The 14,288-nt window shown below is 72.4% G+C and carries 16 protein-coding genes and 1 tRNA gene; 9 read left to right on the forward strand and 8 right to left on the reverse strand.

Translation table 11 applies throughout. From position 1 onward, the window contains the following. The first annotated feature begins 197 nt into the window (after nucleotides 1-197). Nucleotides 198-2,771 (forward strand): phosphoribosyltransferase, encoded by a 2,574-nt coding sequence (locus ACGFRB_RS06315; RefSeq protein WP_393239749.1) that lies wholly within the window; start codon nucleotides 198-200, stop codon nucleotides 2,769-2,771. After that, nucleotides 2,768-3,652 (forward strand): HAD family hydrolase, encoded by an 885-nt coding sequence (locus ACGFRB_RS06320; RefSeq protein WP_393239752.1) that lies wholly within the window; start codon nucleotides 2,768-2,770, stop codon nucleotides 3,650-3,652. The genes ACGFRB_RS06315 and ACGFRB_RS06320 overlap by 4 nt, the downstream gene beginning before the upstream one ends. A 105-nt stretch (nucleotides 3,653-3,757) precedes the next feature. On the opposite strand, the gene ACGFRB_RS06325 is transcribed toward ACGFRB_RS06320, so the two are convergent. Together ACGFRB_RS06325 and ACGFRB_RS06330 are read right to left on the reverse strand one after the other, a co-directional pair. Next, nucleotides 3,758-3,973 carry a zinc ribbon domain-containing protein gene (locus tag ACGFRB_RS06325; RefSeq protein WP_363005272.1) on the reverse strand — a complete coding sequence of 72 codons (216 nt, stop codon included), beginning with the start codon at nucleotides 3,971-3,973 and terminating at the stop codon, nucleotides 3,758-3,760. Between the two features lie 28 nt (nucleotides 3,974-4,001). Continuing rightward, the gene (locus tag ACGFRB_RS06330) at nucleotides 4,002-5,321 is read right to left on the reverse strand and encodes a hypothetical protein (protein WP_393239755.1); all 1,320 of its coding nucleotides are present in this window, start codon (nucleotides 5,319-5,321) and stop codon (nucleotides 4,002-4,004) included. Nucleotides 5,322-5,554: 233 nt separating this feature from the next. Here ACGFRB_RS06330 and ACGFRB_RS06335 point away from each other — a divergent pair. Then, nucleotides 5,555-5,629, forward strand: a tRNA-Val gene (locus ACGFRB_RS06335). 134 nt (nucleotides 5,630-5,763) lie between these two features. Here ACGFRB_RS06335 and ACGFRB_RS06340 read toward each other — a convergent pair. The 3 genes from ACGFRB_RS06340 to ACGFRB_RS06350 form a co-directional block, all read right to left on the reverse strand. Continuing rightward, entirely contained in the window at nucleotides 5,764-6,279 is a 516-nt protein-coding gene (locus tag ACGFRB_RS06340; protein ID WP_393239758.1) for a hypothetical protein, read from the reverse strand. A gap of 734 nt (nucleotides 6,280-7,013) precedes the next feature. Next, nucleotides 7,014-7,220, reverse strand: coding sequence for a hypothetical protein (locus tag ACGFRB_RS06345; RefSeq protein ID WP_393239761.1), 207 nt, complete (start codon nucleotides 7,218-7,220; stop codon nucleotides 7,014-7,016). After that, nucleotides 7,210-7,899, reverse strand: coding sequence for a hypothetical protein (locus ACGFRB_RS06350; protein WP_393239764.1), 690 nt, complete (start codon nucleotides 7,897-7,899; stop codon nucleotides 7,210-7,212). The genes ACGFRB_RS06345 and ACGFRB_RS06350 overlap by 11 nt, the downstream gene beginning before the upstream one ends. 78 nt (nucleotides 7,900-7,977) lie before the next feature. Between ACGFRB_RS06350 and ACGFRB_RS06355 the strand changes: the two genes are divergently transcribed. Together ACGFRB_RS06355 and ACGFRB_RS06360 are read left to right on the forward strand one after the other, a co-directional pair. Beyond that, complete coding sequence (locus tag ACGFRB_RS06355; protein WP_363005264.1) at nucleotides 7,978-9,219, forward strand: helix-turn-helix transcriptional regulator; 1,242 nt, start codon at nucleotides 7,978-7,980, stop codon at nucleotides 9,217-9,219. After that, nucleotides 9,216-9,758, forward strand: a complete 543-nt coding sequence (locus ACGFRB_RS06360) for a flavoprotein (RefSeq protein WP_393239767.1) — start codon at nucleotides 9,216-9,218, stop codon at nucleotides 9,756-9,758. Before ACGFRB_RS06355 ends, ACGFRB_RS06360 begins: the two co-directional genes overlap by 4 nt. A 59-nt stretch (nucleotides 9,759-9,817) precedes the next feature. Here the strand turns inward: ACGFRB_RS06360 and ACGFRB_RS06365 are convergent, their stop codons facing one another. Both ACGFRB_RS06365 and ACGFRB_RS06370 read right to left on the reverse strand, forming a co-directional pair. Continuing rightward, a complete protein-coding gene (locus ACGFRB_RS06365) occupies nucleotides 9,818-10,036 on the reverse strand; it encodes a hypothetical protein (protein ID WP_393240559.1) in 219 nt (72 codons plus the stop codon). Nucleotides 10,037-10,363: 327 nt separating this feature from the next. Beyond that, entirely contained in the window at nucleotides 10,364-10,675 is a 312-nt protein-coding gene (locus ACGFRB_RS06370) for a hypothetical protein (RefSeq protein WP_393239770.1), read from the reverse strand. Nucleotides 10,676-10,715: 40 nt separating this feature from the next. Here ACGFRB_RS06370 and ACGFRB_RS06375 point away from each other — a divergent pair, with 40 nt between their 5' ends. Continuing rightward, complete coding sequence (locus tag ACGFRB_RS06375; RefSeq protein ID WP_393239773.1) at nucleotides 10,716-11,027, forward strand: hypothetical protein; 312 nt, start codon at nucleotides 10,716-10,718, stop codon at nucleotides 11,025-11,027. A gap of 981 nt (nucleotides 11,028-12,008) precedes the next feature. Further along, on the forward strand, nucleotides 12,009-12,680 hold the full coding sequence (locus ACGFRB_RS06380; RefSeq protein WP_393239776.1) for a DUF4231 domain-containing protein: 672 nt from the start codon (nucleotides 12,009-12,011) through the stop codon (nucleotides 12,678-12,680). 80 nt (nucleotides 12,681-12,760) lie between these two features. Here ACGFRB_RS06380 and ACGFRB_RS06385 read toward each other — a convergent pair whose 3' ends face one another. Continuing rightward, nucleotides 12,761-13,525, reverse strand: a complete 765-nt coding sequence (locus tag ACGFRB_RS06385; protein ID WP_393239779.1) for a GntR family transcriptional regulator — start codon at nucleotides 13,523-13,525, stop codon at nucleotides 12,761-12,763. Nucleotides 13,526-13,716: 191 nt separating this feature from the next. On the opposite strand from ACGFRB_RS06385, the gene ACGFRB_RS06390 reads away from it, so the two are divergent. Together ACGFRB_RS06390 and ACGFRB_RS06395 are read left to right on the forward strand one after the other, a co-directional pair. After that, nucleotides 13,717-13,941, forward strand: coding sequence for a hypothetical protein (locus ACGFRB_RS06390; RefSeq protein ID WP_393239781.1), 225 nt, complete (start codon nucleotides 13,717-13,719; stop codon nucleotides 13,939-13,941). Between the two features lie 52 nt (nucleotides 13,942-13,993). Continuing rightward, nucleotides 13,994-14,251: a DUF2277 domain-containing protein gene (locus tag ACGFRB_RS06395; protein ID WP_363005252.1), complete on the forward strand. Its 258-nt coding sequence runs from the start codon at nucleotides 13,994-13,996 to the stop codon at nucleotides 14,249-14,251. Nucleotides 14,252-14,288 lie beyond the last annotated feature (37 nt).

Below are 14,288 nucleotides of genomic sequence, written 5' to 3' on the forward strand. Positions count from 1 at the left end.
GGCCCACCCCGCCCGGCGGCCGGGCTGTGGCCCCAAGGCGGCCGTACGGCGGTCCCAGGGCGGCCGTACCAAGGTCGTACGGCGCCTGCGTGCGGCCGCGGACCGACGAAGACGTACACGTACGGCGTCCGCGTGCACGAAGGCGCACACGAAGACGCAGACGAAGACGTACACGAAGACGAGAGGAAGACATCGACGTGGTGTGGACCGGTACCTGGGTCGCGGAGCGACTGGGGGTCGAACTCGGCGGGGACGAGCGGTTGCCCGACCTGCTGGGCCTCGCCCTGCGCCGCAACCCCAAGCGGGCACACCTGCTCGTCTCCAACGTGCTCGGCAAGCACGTACCCCAGAGCCCCGCTGTCGTCCACGGCACCGGGGTACGGCTCGGCCGGCGCGTGCGCGAGCTGCTCGGCCCCGAAGAGGCCGGCCACGCTGTCGTCGTCGGCTACGCGGAGACCGCCACCGCCCTCGGCCACAGCGTCGCCGACGGGCTGGGACACGTTCCCTACCTGCACTCCACCCGCCGTCCCGTCGCGGGCACGACGCCCGCGGGCGGCTTCGAGGAGTCCCACTCCCACGCCACCTCCCATCTGCTCCTGCCCGAGGACCCGGAGCTGCTGGGCGGCGACGGCCCGCTGGTCCTCGTCGACGACGAGTTCTCCACCGGCAACACCGTCCTCAACACCGTCCGCGCCCTGCACGAGCGCAACCCCCGCAAGCGGTACGTGATCGTCGCCCTCGTCGACATGCGCGGCCCCGCCGACCGCGCCCGCTTCGAGGACTTCGCCGCCGATCTCGGCGCCCGCGTCGACCTGGTGGCCGGTGCCCACGGCACCGTACGGCTGCCCGACGGGGTCCTGGAGAAGGGCCAGGCCCTGGTCGCCGCCCACGAGAACTCCCCGGCCCCGCTGCCCTCGGCGCCCCGCCACACCCCCGTACGGGTCGACCTCGGCTGGCCGCTGGGCGTACCCGACGGCGGCCGGCACGGGTTCCACGCCCGGCACGCCGCCGCCCTGGACGAAGCGCTGCCGGACATGGCCGCACGGCTGGCCGCGGCCCTCGGCGCCGAGGGTGCCGACGGTGCCGGCGGTGACGTGCGGCGCGTCCTCGTGCTCGGCTTCGAGGAGCTGATGTACGCGCCGCTGCGGCTCGCCGCCGAGCTGGAGCGGACCCTGGAGCCGTCCGGCACCGAGGTCCGCTACTCGACCACCACCCGCTCGCCCGTGCTCGCCGTCGACGACCCCGGGTACGCCATCAGGACCCGCCTCGCCTTCCCCGCGCACGACGACCCGGCCGACGGGCCCGGCGAGCGGTACGCGTACAACGTCGCGGGCGGCGGCTTCGACGCGGTCGCCGTCGTCGTCGACTCCGTCGCCGACACCCCCGCCCTGCACGCCCCCGACGGGCTGCTGGCCCGGCTGTGCGGACAGGTGCCGCGCGTCGTCCTCGCGGTCGTCCCCTCGTACGTCCCCGTCACCGCCTCCGTCCCCGTCACCGCCTCCGTCCCCGCCGCTGCCGGTACTGCCGCCCGGACCCCCGAGCTCCCTCCGGCGCGGTCCGCCGGCGCCCTCCACGGAAGGAACCCCATGCCGTCCGAGACCCCGTCGCCCGGCCGGCTCGCCGAGCCCCTGCGCGGGCCCGCCTTCTCCTCCTACGCCCCTGACGAGGTCGGCTGGCTGCTCCAGGACCTGTCCGGCGTGGAGCTGGAGGCCCCGACGGAGGAGCGCGAGGAGGCGATCCAGAGCGGTGGGGCGCACTACGCCGAGTCGCTGCCCGTCGAGTACCAGCCCAGCGCGCGCTACCAGGAACTGTTCCACGCCGCCCTGGAGGACTCCGCGGCCCGGATCGCCCGCGCCGTCGGCACCGTGACGGACACCGTGCTCGCCGAGCGTGGCGGGCGTCCGGGCGGCGGCCTGCCCGTACTGGTATCGCTGGCCCGCGCCGGCACGCCCGTCGGCGTCCTGATGCGCCGCTGGGCGCAGCACCGGCACGGTCTGGAACTGCCGCACTATGCCGTCTCCATCGTGCGCGGCCGAGGTATCGACGCCAACGCGCTGCGCTGGCTCGCCGCCCATCACGACCCGGCCGACGTGGTGTTCGTCGACGGCTGGACCGGCAAGGGCGCCATCAGCCGCGAACTCGCCCAGGCCCTCGCGGAGTTCCCCGGTTTCGACCCGGACATCGCGGTCCTCGCCGACCCGGGCTCGTGCGCGTCCACATACGGCACCCGCGAGGACTTCCTGATCCCCTCCGCCTGTCTCAACTCCACGGTCTCCGGCCTGATATCGCGCACCGTGCTGCGTTCCGACCTGGTCGGCCCGCACGACTTCCACGGCGCCAAGTTCTACCGCGAACTCGCCGGCGCCGACGTGTCCCGGCTCTTCCTCGACCGGGTCGCCGCCCACTTCGACGAGGTCGCCGAGGCCGTCGACGCCGATACGAGCAAGCTCCTCGCCGCCGACCGCACGCCCACGTGGGCCGGTTGGGCGGCCGTCGAGCGGATCAGCGAGGAGTACGGCATCCACGACGTCAACCTCGTCAAGCCCGGTGTCGGCGAGACCACCCGGGTCCTGCTGCGCCGCGTCCCCTGGAAGATCCTCGCCAAGCGGGGTGCGGGCGCCGACCTCGCGCACGTCCGGCTGCTCGCCGAGCAGCGCGGCGTACCGGTCGAGGAGGTCGACGAACTGCCGTACACCTGCGTCGGGTTGATCCACCCCCAGTACACGCGCGGGGCGACCGGCGCCGACGGCCGGACGGTGGTGTCCCGATGACCGCCACCACTGCCGATGAGGCCGCCACCGTGACCGCCGTCGCGAGCGGTCCGGTTCTGGTCGCCAGCGACCTCGACCGTACCCTCGTCTACTCGGCGGCGGCCCTCGGCCTGACCATGCCCGACCACCGGGCCCCGCGCCTGCTGTGCGTCGAGGTCCACGAGTCCAAGCCGCTGTCGTACGTCACCGAGGACGCCGCCGGCCAACTGCGCGCCCTCGCCGCCGAGACGGTCTTCGTCCCGACCACCACCCGGACCCGCAAGCAGTACCAGCGCATCCGCCTCCCGGGCGCCGACACGGCCACCCCGCCGGGAGCCGGGCCGTCGTACGCGATCTGCGCCAACGGCGGTCATCTGCTGGTCGACGGTGTCTCCGACCCCGACTGGCACAGCGGGGTGCTGCGCCGGATCGCCGACGCGTGCGCCCCGCTCGCCGAGGTCCGCGCCCGCCTGAACGACACCGGCGACCCGTCCTGGGTACGCAAACACCGCGTCGCCGAGGACCTGTTCGCGTATCTCGTCGTCGAGCGCGACCGGATGCCCGGGGACTGGCTCCCCGAGTTCACCGCGTGGGCCGACGCCCGCGGCTGGACCGTCTCGCTTCAGGGCCGCAAGGTGTACGCCGTGCCGAAGCCGCTCACCAAGAGCGCGGCCATGCGCGAGGTCGCCCGCCGCACCGGCGCCGGGCTCACCCTGGCCGCCGGCGACTCGTTCCTCGACGCGGATCTGCTGCTGGCCGCCGACCGCGCCTGGCGGCCCGGCCACGGCGAACTCGCCGACACCGGCTGGACCGCGCCCCACGTCGAGACGCTGGCCGAGCGGGGCGTGGCGGCGGGTGAGGAGATCCTGCGCCGCTTCAGGGCGGCGGCCCGGGCCGCCTGAGCCGTTTCCGGGAGCGGGGCCGGGGGTCGGGGGTCGGGTGTTGGGGCCGTGGCGCTCGGCGCGGCCCCCCAAGCGACCGGAAGGCCCCGAGCCCGTCGCCGAGCGCTATCCGCAGCAGCCGCCGCCGCAGCAACCGCCCCCGCCGCCACCGGCGTTGGGGGCGGGCGAGGAAGCGGTGCCGCCCACGGCGACGGCGGACAGCAGCTTCACGGTGTCGTCGTGCCCGGCCGGGCAGGCGGCGGGCGCGGCGGACTCCGCCATGGGGCGGCTGAGTTCGAACGTGTCGCCGCAGGTGCGGCAGCGGTACTCGTAACGAGGCATGGACACAGCGTACGGCCCGCGCCGCGCCTCACACCCTGCCGCGCTCCTCGCGGATCCGCTCGACGACCCGGCCCACGTCCGTGCGGATCGCCTCCAGCTCGGTGAGGAAGGCCCAGTAGTCGGGGTGCCGGCCGGTGTCGAGGATGCCGGTCGCCCGCTCGATCCGGGCGACCGCCGCGTCCAGCGGCCCGGCGTCGCGCGGGTCCGGGGTGGCGCGGCCCGCCATGGCGAGGCGCTGCGCGTCCCGGACGGCGAACCGGGTCCGCTCGATCTCCTCCTGCGGGTCCTTCGCGACGGCCTCCAGACGCCGCAGCCGCTCCCCGGCGGCCGAGACGCCCTCGTCGGCGGTGTTCAGCAGGGCGCGGGCGGTCGCGAGCAGCGAGGAGGCGTCGGGCCAGCGCTGCTCGGCGCGGGCGGTGGCGGCCTCGGCGAGCCGCTGCCCGGCCTGGCGGGCGGCGGTCGCGGCCTGCGCGGGTACGTCCTGGAGATCGCGCCAGCAGTCGGCGGCGAACCGGCGGCGCAGCTCCGACAGGACCGGCGCGACCCCGGCGGCCCGGGTGGACAGCGCTTCGGCGCGGGTCCGGAGGGACACGAGCCGCTTGTCGATCTCGGCGGCCCGCTCGGGCACCTGCTCGGCCTCGGCCCGTACTGCCTCCGCCTCGCGCAGGATCTGGTCGGCGCGGTGCAGGGTCTCGGTGGCGCCGTGCCGGCCGGCGCCCTCGTTCAGCTTGGTGAGCTCCGGCCCGAGGGCGGCGAGCCGCGCGGCCGGATCGTCGGCCCGGAACCCGGCCTCCCGGGTGGCGTCGAGCGCGGCGCTCGCGTCGCGGAGCGCGGCTCTGGCCCGCTCGACGGCCGGCGCGAGCCGCGCCAGCTGGCTCTCGGCGCGCGCGAGCAGCGGCCCCAGCCCCTGCTCGAACCGGTCCAGCTCCCCCTTGACCCGTACGAGCTCGTCCCGGGCCCGCTCCAGCTCGCTCCGGGCCCGCCCGGCGGTCGCCGCGTCCAGCTCGACCCGGTCCAGGTCGTGGGCGTCGACGGCGGTGATGTAGCCGCCGCTCACCTCGTCGATCCGCCGCCCCAGCGCCGCGAAGCCCTCCACGGCGCGGCGCGCGTCGGCCGAGTCGTCCATGGCGGTGATCGTCTCGATGGAGATCCGCAGCCCCCGCTGCGCGGTGTCCAGCTCGTAGAACGCGGCCGCGGCGGCGTCCTTCGCGGCCTGGGCCGCGGCCCGCCGGCTCTCGTCCCGGCCTCCGCCGAACCACCGGCGGCCCCCGCCGGCGCCACCGCCGGCAAAGGCGTGCGGCAGCAGCGCGACCGCGAGCAGCGGCATCGTGAGAGAGAGCCGCAACATGCCGGAGCCCCCGGACCTGGCCTTGCCCCTGTGCCCGCTCGCCGCCACGTTCGCTCTCCCGCGCTCGCTCCGCCATCCGCCCGGCCGCCCGGCTGTCCGACGCCCCGGATCCGGCTTCATTCTCCCACCTGCCAGGGACGCCACCACGGCCTCCTCGGTTCACCCCCGACCCCGGACCTCCACCGGTTTGCGGCACTCACCCGGACGCCATGTAGGCTGTTGGTTCACTCCACGGGTGCGTAGCTCAGGGGTAGAGCGCTGCTCTTACAAAGCAGATGTCGGCGGTTCGAAACCGTCCGCGCCCACCAGGGAAGTAGCCCGAAGGCCCCTCGCCGATCATGGCGGGGGGCCTTCGGCATCCCTCCCCTGATCGCTCTGGTCCTGGACCAGAGCGATCCCGTACGTCACTTGCCTGGGCGAGACTTCCACCGCCCGCAGGCGATCAGACTTTGCTCACTTTCCAGGCGATCATGCCCGTCGCGCCGGACTTCCCGGCTATGCCGACGAGCAGATCGGGAGAACCCGAGAAGCGCACGAGTGCCATGGACTGATCGCAGGGAACAACCTTTGGCTCCGCCGCTTCGGCAGGAGTGAAAGAGACTTCTACGTCTCCATGTCCCGCGCATACGACTGCCAGCCGGTATTTCGTCCCTTTGACCAGCCCGGGCTGCGTATGCACTCCGTCCTGGACTCGCTCCACCCCGGATGCGACAAGGGTTTCCTTGTCGCCGGCGCTGAGGGAGTCCATGGCCGCCTTCACTTGCGCGGTGAGCTTCCGCTCCGACGTTTGCGCCGATGACTCGGCATCGCCGGGGGGAGAGGCGTGTGCCGTGGAGCCGGTGGGGGTGGACTGGTGCGACGTCCCGGCAGTGCTGCACGCGGCGAGGAGAAGACTCGCGGCCAGAGCTGCCCCGGAAAGGCGGATCCGGCGCTTCGATAGATGCCCGACCATGGTCACGACGAGGTTTCCCAGAACTTCCAGCCCACGGAATTTGTGGGGAGTTTCGCGGTTCCGGATAGAGGTCGACTAATCCTCCGGGGCTGCGGCCTGGGCGGCGAGTGGTGCCGTTCCCCAGCGTCCGTTACGGCGGCCTCGGCCGCCGTAGCGCAAAGCGGTGAAGCTGCGGAGCGGGGCATGGCAGCCGTACGTATGGAGATGCCCATGGGACACCTTTCTGCGGGACCGCCCCCGGCGGTCGACTGCTTGGAGGCTATGCCGCAGGCGTGGGCGCGATAAGCAGTTGGCCAATCTCTGAGCGTAATTTGAGGTTGGGCGTGGATCAATTTAAGCCACCGCTCGGTGGTGAAGCCACATTTTCTCGTCAGCGGTACATCATTGCCCTGAGGTATTGCCTGCTTCAGGCGGCGCCAGGGGCAGGGCACTGCCCTTGCAAAGCAGATGTCGGCGGTTCGAAACTGTCCTCGCCTACCAGTGAAGTAGCCCGAAGGTCCTGCTCGGATGTTGTTTCATCGGAGCACGGGGAGCCCGCACTCGGCGGCGGCGAGGCCGGCCGGGGCGGTGCTGATCGTGTGCGAGGCGGTCGGGACGCGGTCGAGCAGTGCGGAGGCGGTGTGCTCCTCCGGCCGTGTTCGTCGTTGTGCGACCCGCCTGCCGGTCCGCGGTGTTGCGGCCACTGGCGGGGGCCCGGGGCCCCGGACGCAGGGGAATCGGAACGGCCGGGGCGGTCGGGGTCAGCGCCGCGTCGGGTGTCGTCGTGCGGCCATGTCCTGGTACTGGGCGAGGGCGACGAGCGGGTCACCGGCGGGGGCGGCGTGCGCGGACCGGTGTGCGCCGCAGGCGTACACGTCCTGACCGTCCACGACGGCGACTACGACGGTGGGTGCGCCGTCGGGGCCGGCGGTCGTGCGGCAGGTGCGGCAGCGGCGATCACGAGACACGGGCAGACTCCTCTTGGGCATCCGGCGTGGGCGACTGCGGGCGGGCGACGAGCGGGTCACCGCCGAGGGCTTCCCGCCCCCGGTGGAGCAGCGCGACGACTTCGTCAGGCCAGCACAGGTCACCGGGCGAGTCCATTTCGACGGCCCAGTAGGCGCGCCCCTCGGGCTCGGTGTGGTCGACGACCGGCACGCCGAGGTAGTGGCTGTGGCCGAGGCACTCCACCCCCGGGTACTCCCGGGGGTCCCACTGGCTCCCCATGGAGGTGGGCACGAGGAAGTAGTACTGGCGGCTGCCGATGTCCATGACGACCGCGCCACCATCGAACCAGTTGCTCAGGAACACGTCGACGGCGGCGATCTCCCCCGAACTCGCCTTCGCGGCGGGACCCTCGACGCCGGCCGCAGCGAAGACGAGATCGGCGGGCACGCGCACCGCGCCGAGGACGCCACCGCATGCCAGGACCGCGATGCCGTAGTCGCGCCACTCGGCCTTCGCCTCCTGAGCGTTGGGGGCGGCGCTCAGCAGCCAGTCGCGTACGGCCGTTCTCCGTTCCGCCCGGCTTACGACGGCGGTACTCACCGCAGACCGGACGGCAGGCGGGTAGGGAGTCACGGCGATCTCGCGGTGCGCTTCGACATGGGGCCCCATGAGGGTGAGGGGCTTTGGGGACTGGGCCATATCCGGAGCGTAGGAGCGGTATACCGGAGTCAGGCCACACGATGTGTGTGGGTTGTGCTTCACAGTCAAGGGAAGCCTATGGACACCTTCCAATTCGGCCGACGAGTCCATTACTGGCGCACCCGTCGCCGCATGTCGCGCCAGGAATTCGCCCACCTGATGGGCAAGTCACTCCGGTGGGTCGAGGAGCTGGAAGGAGGACGCCGCCAAGCCGATCCGCAGCTCTCCGTGATGCGCCTCGCCGCGCTGCGTCTCGGCATCACGCTGGAGCGGCTGATCGCCGACGTCGTCGACACTGAATGCGTGGGGGAGAGCGAGATCGAGGCCGTACGCCGAGCGCTCCACCGCCACGACGTGATCACGGGGGCGACCGACGACTCCGACGACGAGCCCCTGCCCATCGAACGTCTGCGATCCTCCCTGACCCATGCCCGAACAGGGTTCCAGGCCGGACACTTCGCGCAGTTGGGCAGCGCGATTCCCGTCCTGCTCGTCGACGCCACCCGGGCCGCCCGGCACCACTGCGGCGATGACCAGCTCACCGCTTACGAACTCCTTTCTCTCACGCTGGAATTGACAGAGGCCGCCGCGACCAAGTGGGGCGACACCGAACTGGCACTCATCGCCGGTCACCGCGCCGTCACCGCCGCAGAACGCAGCGAGAACCCCATCATCATGGCGTCCGCAGCCCGCCACCTTGGCGACGCGATGACCAACCACGGCCAGGCCGAAGCCGCCACCGAGTTCATCCTGGCATCCGCACGGCGCCTCGAACCCGAGCTGCTGCGCGGCGGCCCCGAGGGCTATTCGGTACTGGGGATGCTCTACCTCAAAGCCTCCATCTCGGCTGCGGTCGCCGCCGAGGCCGACGACCGACACCCCGATGCCCACGCGAACCAGGTACCTGACCTCCTTGACCAGGCAGACGGGCATGCCGAACGCCTCGGCTACGACGGCAACGAGCTGTGGTCCTCGTTCGGTCCGACGAACTGCGCGCTCTACCGAGTCTCCACACACGTCCATCTCAACGAAGGTGCGGAAGCCGTGGAGGCCGCGGCCGCCATCCCAGCCGAGGGATTTGCCGGCCTCCCCAGAGAACGCCGCGCGCACCTGCTTGCCGACCGTGCACTCGGTGAACTACAGGCCGGAAAACGAGAAACGGCCGTCGACACGCTGCTCGCCGCCGAGCGGCTGGCGCCCGAAGAAGTCCAGTGCCGACCACGCACGAAGAGCACCGTGGAGAATCTGCGCCTGCTCGGCGTCGGGTCTGCCGAGGGACGCTTGCGCGCGCTCGCCGATCGCTGTGGACTGCCTCAGTGACCACCAAAACCCTGTACCTGATCGGCTGCGCCGCTCCTCCCGCCGCGCGCCTTCACGTCCCCATCCGCGCCGCCCAGGCGGCCGGTTGGGACGTCTGCGCGATCCTGACGCCATCCGCGTACCGGTGGGCGGCCGAGGACACCGAGGGCGAGATCAAGGCCCTGGAGAAACTCACCGGCCACCCCGTCCGCTGGCAGTACAAACTCCCCTCTCAGAGTGACGTGCTGCCCTCGCCTGACGCCCTGCTCGTCGCCCCGCTCACGTCGAACACCCTGAACAAGTGGGCCGCTGGCATCAGCGACACCCTGGCCCTCGGCCTGATCACGGAAGGTATCGGCCTCGGCCTGCCCATCGTTGCCCTGCCACACTGGAACGATGCCCAGGGCGGCCATCCGGCCGTCGCCCGCAGTGTCCAGGAACTGCGCGCCGCCGGCGTCACCATCCTGCTCGGGGAAGGCGGGTTCGTCCCCCACAAGGCTCGCCAAGGCGACCTCGACGCCTACCCGTGGCAGGCCGCCATCGACGCCTTGCCGTCCTGACTCCGGACACGACGAAGTCGCCCCCTCCCGCGCCGTAGCGCGAGAAGGGGCATCGTCGTTCAGCGGGCGGTCAGTTCGTACAGGGTGAGACCGAGCGCGGCCGTGGCCGTCAGGGCCGCGCTCGAGGGCAGAGGCCACCGGGCGCGCTCCAGCGCGGTGAGGCGCGTGTCGTGGTCGGCTCGCTGCTTATCCGTCTGGTCGGAGCGCTGCACGAGCAGAGCGAGCGCGCCGTCGACTCGGGCGAACCCGGTCTCCAGTGCACCGCGTAGCCGCTCCAGTCCGAGGGCCTTTCCGGGTCGCGGCCCCGAGGGGGCGGGTCAGCGTTTCTTTTTCTTCCGCTGCTGCGGGGGTGTCCAGTCTCCCCGGTGCAACTGGCACCGGGAGTAACCGATCATGGCCGGATTCTTGCAGGGCTTCCCCGTCGTGGTCCGCTTTGATCCGCACGTGACCTGGTATCCCACACGCCCTCCCTGTCGATTGGAACGGACAGGGAAAATCGTCCTCCGGGGCGGCCGGCTTCGGAGGCGGGATCCTCCCGACAGGCCGATTCCGTAGGTGATGCGACCAGAATCAAGCGGTGTGCGGCGGAGCCGGGTGGCCGCTGCTCACGGTTCAGGGGTGGTAGCTGTCGGGATGGCCGGGGTGATGGTGCCCGCCCACCAGTCCGGTTGCTCGTCCGGCTGCCATGCGATCGCCAGGGGGCGGTCGGCGAACAGTTCGGCCTCGGCTAGTGCGGCCGTCTGGGCCTCGTCCGGGGTGCTGTCGGCCGACGGGTGGTCGAGGGCGCCGCACGCGAGGCCGGCCGGGGACGAGAGGTGGAGGTTGAATCGCCACTGCGTCGGGGTGCGGTAGAGGACGATGCTCGACGGGGTGCCCTGGGTGCCCTGCCGGCTTCTCCGGCTGCGTCTCTTCGCCACGGCCGCAGAGTAGCGCGCGGGGAGAGGCATGATGACGGCCATGAGTTTCGGCGAAGCCGACATACCCGGCGCGGTACGCGTTCCGGTCGAGAGCACCCGTGTCGCCGCTGTGGGCGAGGGCGGCGGGCCGCTCGTCTTCGAATGGGACGCGGGCGCACGCATCAAAGTGCGCGACCTCGGGGGTGAGATCGTCATCGAGGCGAACGCCGCCGGCCTGAGGACGCTGGCGGGGCATCTGCTCGTCCTGGCCGGAGACGGGGTGTTCGACGGGGCGCACCTTCACCTGGAGGCGGGCATCGGGCTCCGGGAAGGGTCCGTCGGTCTGGTTCTGGAGCGTGACGACGAGGAGTGAGCGCGCGCCCGCCGGGGGCGGGTTGTCGGGGCGCGTAGGCGGTGCCGCCGCCTCGGGCGAGGGTGGTGGCGAGGTGGCGGTGGGCGCGGGTGCGGGCGGCCGGCGGGATCGGTGGGAGGAGTTCCTCCCAGACGGGGAGGAACGTGCCGCGCAGCTGGAGCAGGCCGGCGGGGCGGGCGAAGAACCAGAAGTGGAGATGGGCGGCGCCGTCGCCCTGGGCCGTGTCTTCAAACTGCCGTCGTTCGGGCGGAGGCCGGGCCGTGCGGCGTCTGGTGCACTGCGCTCGCTTCGCTCGCTCCGTCTCGGCACTTTGATTCGCCCTTCGGATGCCGAGCAGCATCGCAAGGCGGAGGATCATCCTCGTACTGGGTGTACTTGGATGAATTCGACAACGCAGCGAGCGCGCGTGCCAGGCGTCGCACGGTGGGGGTACCTCCCAGGCGAAGCTCTGGGGGAGGCAGTTTGAAGGCACGGCCCAGCGATTGATATGGACGCGGGCCACGTCGTCGAGGGTGAGCAGGGCGCGTTCGACGCGTTGGAGGAGCGGGCCGAGTTCGGCGGCCAGGGCCGGGGGCAGATCCGTCAGGTCGTGGTGGGCACGCGGTTGGAGCAGCACCGTGGCGGGCAGCTGGGATTCGGTGCCGGGGGCGTCGAGGCGCCAGTGTTCGTCCGCCCACAGTGCCTCGGTGACCGGCCTGCGGCAGGTCGGGCAGTCGACCGGGCCGGCCTCGCCGGCCCGGTCCGGTTCCGGGAGGACGGGCGGCTGGAGCGGTCTGACCCGCAGCTCGCCCTCGAAGGGAAACGTGGCCCAGCCCGCCAGGGAGTCCTCGGGCAGCGGCAGCCGCTCGCCCACGGGCAGACGGTCGGTGAAGCTCTCGCGATCCATCGTTCCCTTTCGAAGTGCCAAGCACCCGGGGCGAGTTGGGGAATGCGGGCAGTGGCCTGGTGGGGCCGGGGGAGCAGGGTGGCATACTCCCCCGCATGGACGACATGGGGGATGGGCCGGAAGTGCCGCCGCGCAGTGGGGAGATGACGCCGAAGGCGTACATAGACGAGCGGCTCGGGCAGTATCAGGCGTGGTACGACCGCAAGGCCACCAAGATGAAGGCGATGCATCTGCGGATGCGGACCGTGTCGGTGGTCGGGGCCGCGCTCGTGCCCGTGCTCGTGAACCTGAACATGGGGTTCGCGCGGGCGACGGCCACCGTCCTGAGCGTGGTCGTGGTCGCGTCGGTGTCGTTGGAGAGCGTCTACCGCTACCGCGAGCAGTGGAAGAACTACCGCTCCACCGAGCAACTCCTCGGCCACGAGCGGGTCTACTTCGCCGCGCGCGTCGGGCCGTACCACAAGCTCTCCGGGCGGGAGGCGTTCACGACGCTGGTCGCACGCGTGGAGAAGGCGATCGCCAGTGAGAACTCGGCGACGCTCAACGTGATGACCCTGGGCGGGCAGGTCAACGCCGAGTTGCAGCAGTACGGGCTGCCCGCGCAGCGCGACGACGCCGCGAGCCCGTCCGCCCCGGCGCCCGCCCCCGCCCCGGCACCCGCACCGGCACCGGCACCCGCGCCCGTACCCGCCCCCGCCCCCGCCTCCACCGGCGAGGCCGCCCCCGCGTCCCCGCCCGTCGCCACGGGCTCCGCCGTCGGCGCCTGAAGGGAACCCGGAGCTCCGGGGTTTCGGGGCTTCCCCGCTCGGTGCCGGGTGCTCGACGCCGGACATCAGGCTCCCGGCGGTCAGGCGTCGAAGTCGTACTCCAGGACGTACGCCGACGAGTCCAGCGTCATCTCGTTGAACTCGACCGCGACTCCCGTCTCCGTCACCGCCGTTCGGCAGATCAGGATCACCGGTGTGCCCGACTCCAGTGACAGTCCGGCCGTCTCTGCCGGGGTCGGCATCCGGCAGCGGATCTCCTCGCGGAAGCGGGCGGGCCGGTGGCCGCGTTCGGCCAGCCGGGCGTAGGTGCCGCCGGGGCCGGTGTCCGGTTCCGTGATCGCGGTGCCCTCGGCGAGCGGGGCCGGCAGGTACGAGACCGCGAGCAGCACCGGCTTGCCGTCGAGGACGAAGCGCCGGCGGCGGACGCAGACCGCCGCGTCGGGGGAGTCCAGGCCCAGGGCGCGGGCCACCCGCGGGCCCGCCGGGGCGGTCGCGGCCACCTCTACCCGGTCCACCACGAGCGTACGGTCGCCGAGATCGGCCGACCAGACCGAGTGGCCGCTGCTCCATCGGTCGCGCGCCAGTCGGGTGATGCCCCGGCGGCGCAGCGGGCGGAAGGCCCGGACGAACACCCCGACACCCTTGCGGGCCTCGGCCAGACCTTCGGCCCGCAGCACGGACAGGGCCTGCCGGGCGGTCATCCGGGCGACGCCGTAGCCGGCCATCAGGTCGTTCTCGCCCGGCAGCCGGTCGCCGGGCGCGTAGCCGCCCGATTCCATCGCGGTTCTCAACTCGTCCGCGATGCGCTGGTACTTGGGCCGCCGGTCGCTGCCTCGGTCGGGCATGGGGGGACCACTCCCTTCGGTCTGCCGCACACCCTAAGGCCCGTTTCCCGGGGCTCATGGACACCTGTGCGCGGCCCCGGGCCCGGGGTCCGTCCATCGGGGGACATCTCTAGAGACGCGTTGACAGGGGGCAGCGCCGGAGCTTGTCTGAGTGGTATCCATCTGATCTCTGAAAGGGACGGGAGGGATAGGTGCAGGCACAGCCCGAGGTCGGTGACCTCGTGCGGGACACGGCCACCGGAAGGGTCGGCTTCTACGTCGACAGTGTCGCCGGGCGCTTCGTCATCCGGCCGGTGCGTGGCGGACTGGAGTGGTACGCCGAACCCGCCGACGTACAGCCCGCGACACCCCTGCGGGAGCTGCGCGCCCGCACGGCCGAGATCAACGCCCGCAGCAGACGGGGCTGGGGGACCTGACGCCGCCGACCGGACGTCTGACGCCACCGGTGGGGCGCGGCACACTGGAAGCATGTGCCGAAGCATCAAGACCCTCCGTCCGCCCGCGCTGCCCCACGAGGCCACCGGGGACGACATTCACGCGGCCGCGCTCCAGTATGTCCGCAAGGTCTCCGGCTTCCGCGCCCCCGCCGCGCACAACCGCGAGGTGTTCGACCGCGCCGTCGAGGAGGTGGCGGAGGCCACCGCCCGCCTGCTCGCCGGCCTGGAGGTACGGGGCACGCGCGCCGTGCTCGACCCGCACGGTTCGCAGGGGACGCACGGGGCGTAAGGACGGTAAGGGGAGTACGGAAAACGCGCGGCGCGTA

Source organism: Streptomyces sp. NPDC048718 (assembly GCF_043198875.1).
Taxonomy (GTDB): Bacteria; Actinomycetota; Actinomycetes; order Streptomycetales; family Streptomycetaceae; genus Streptomyces.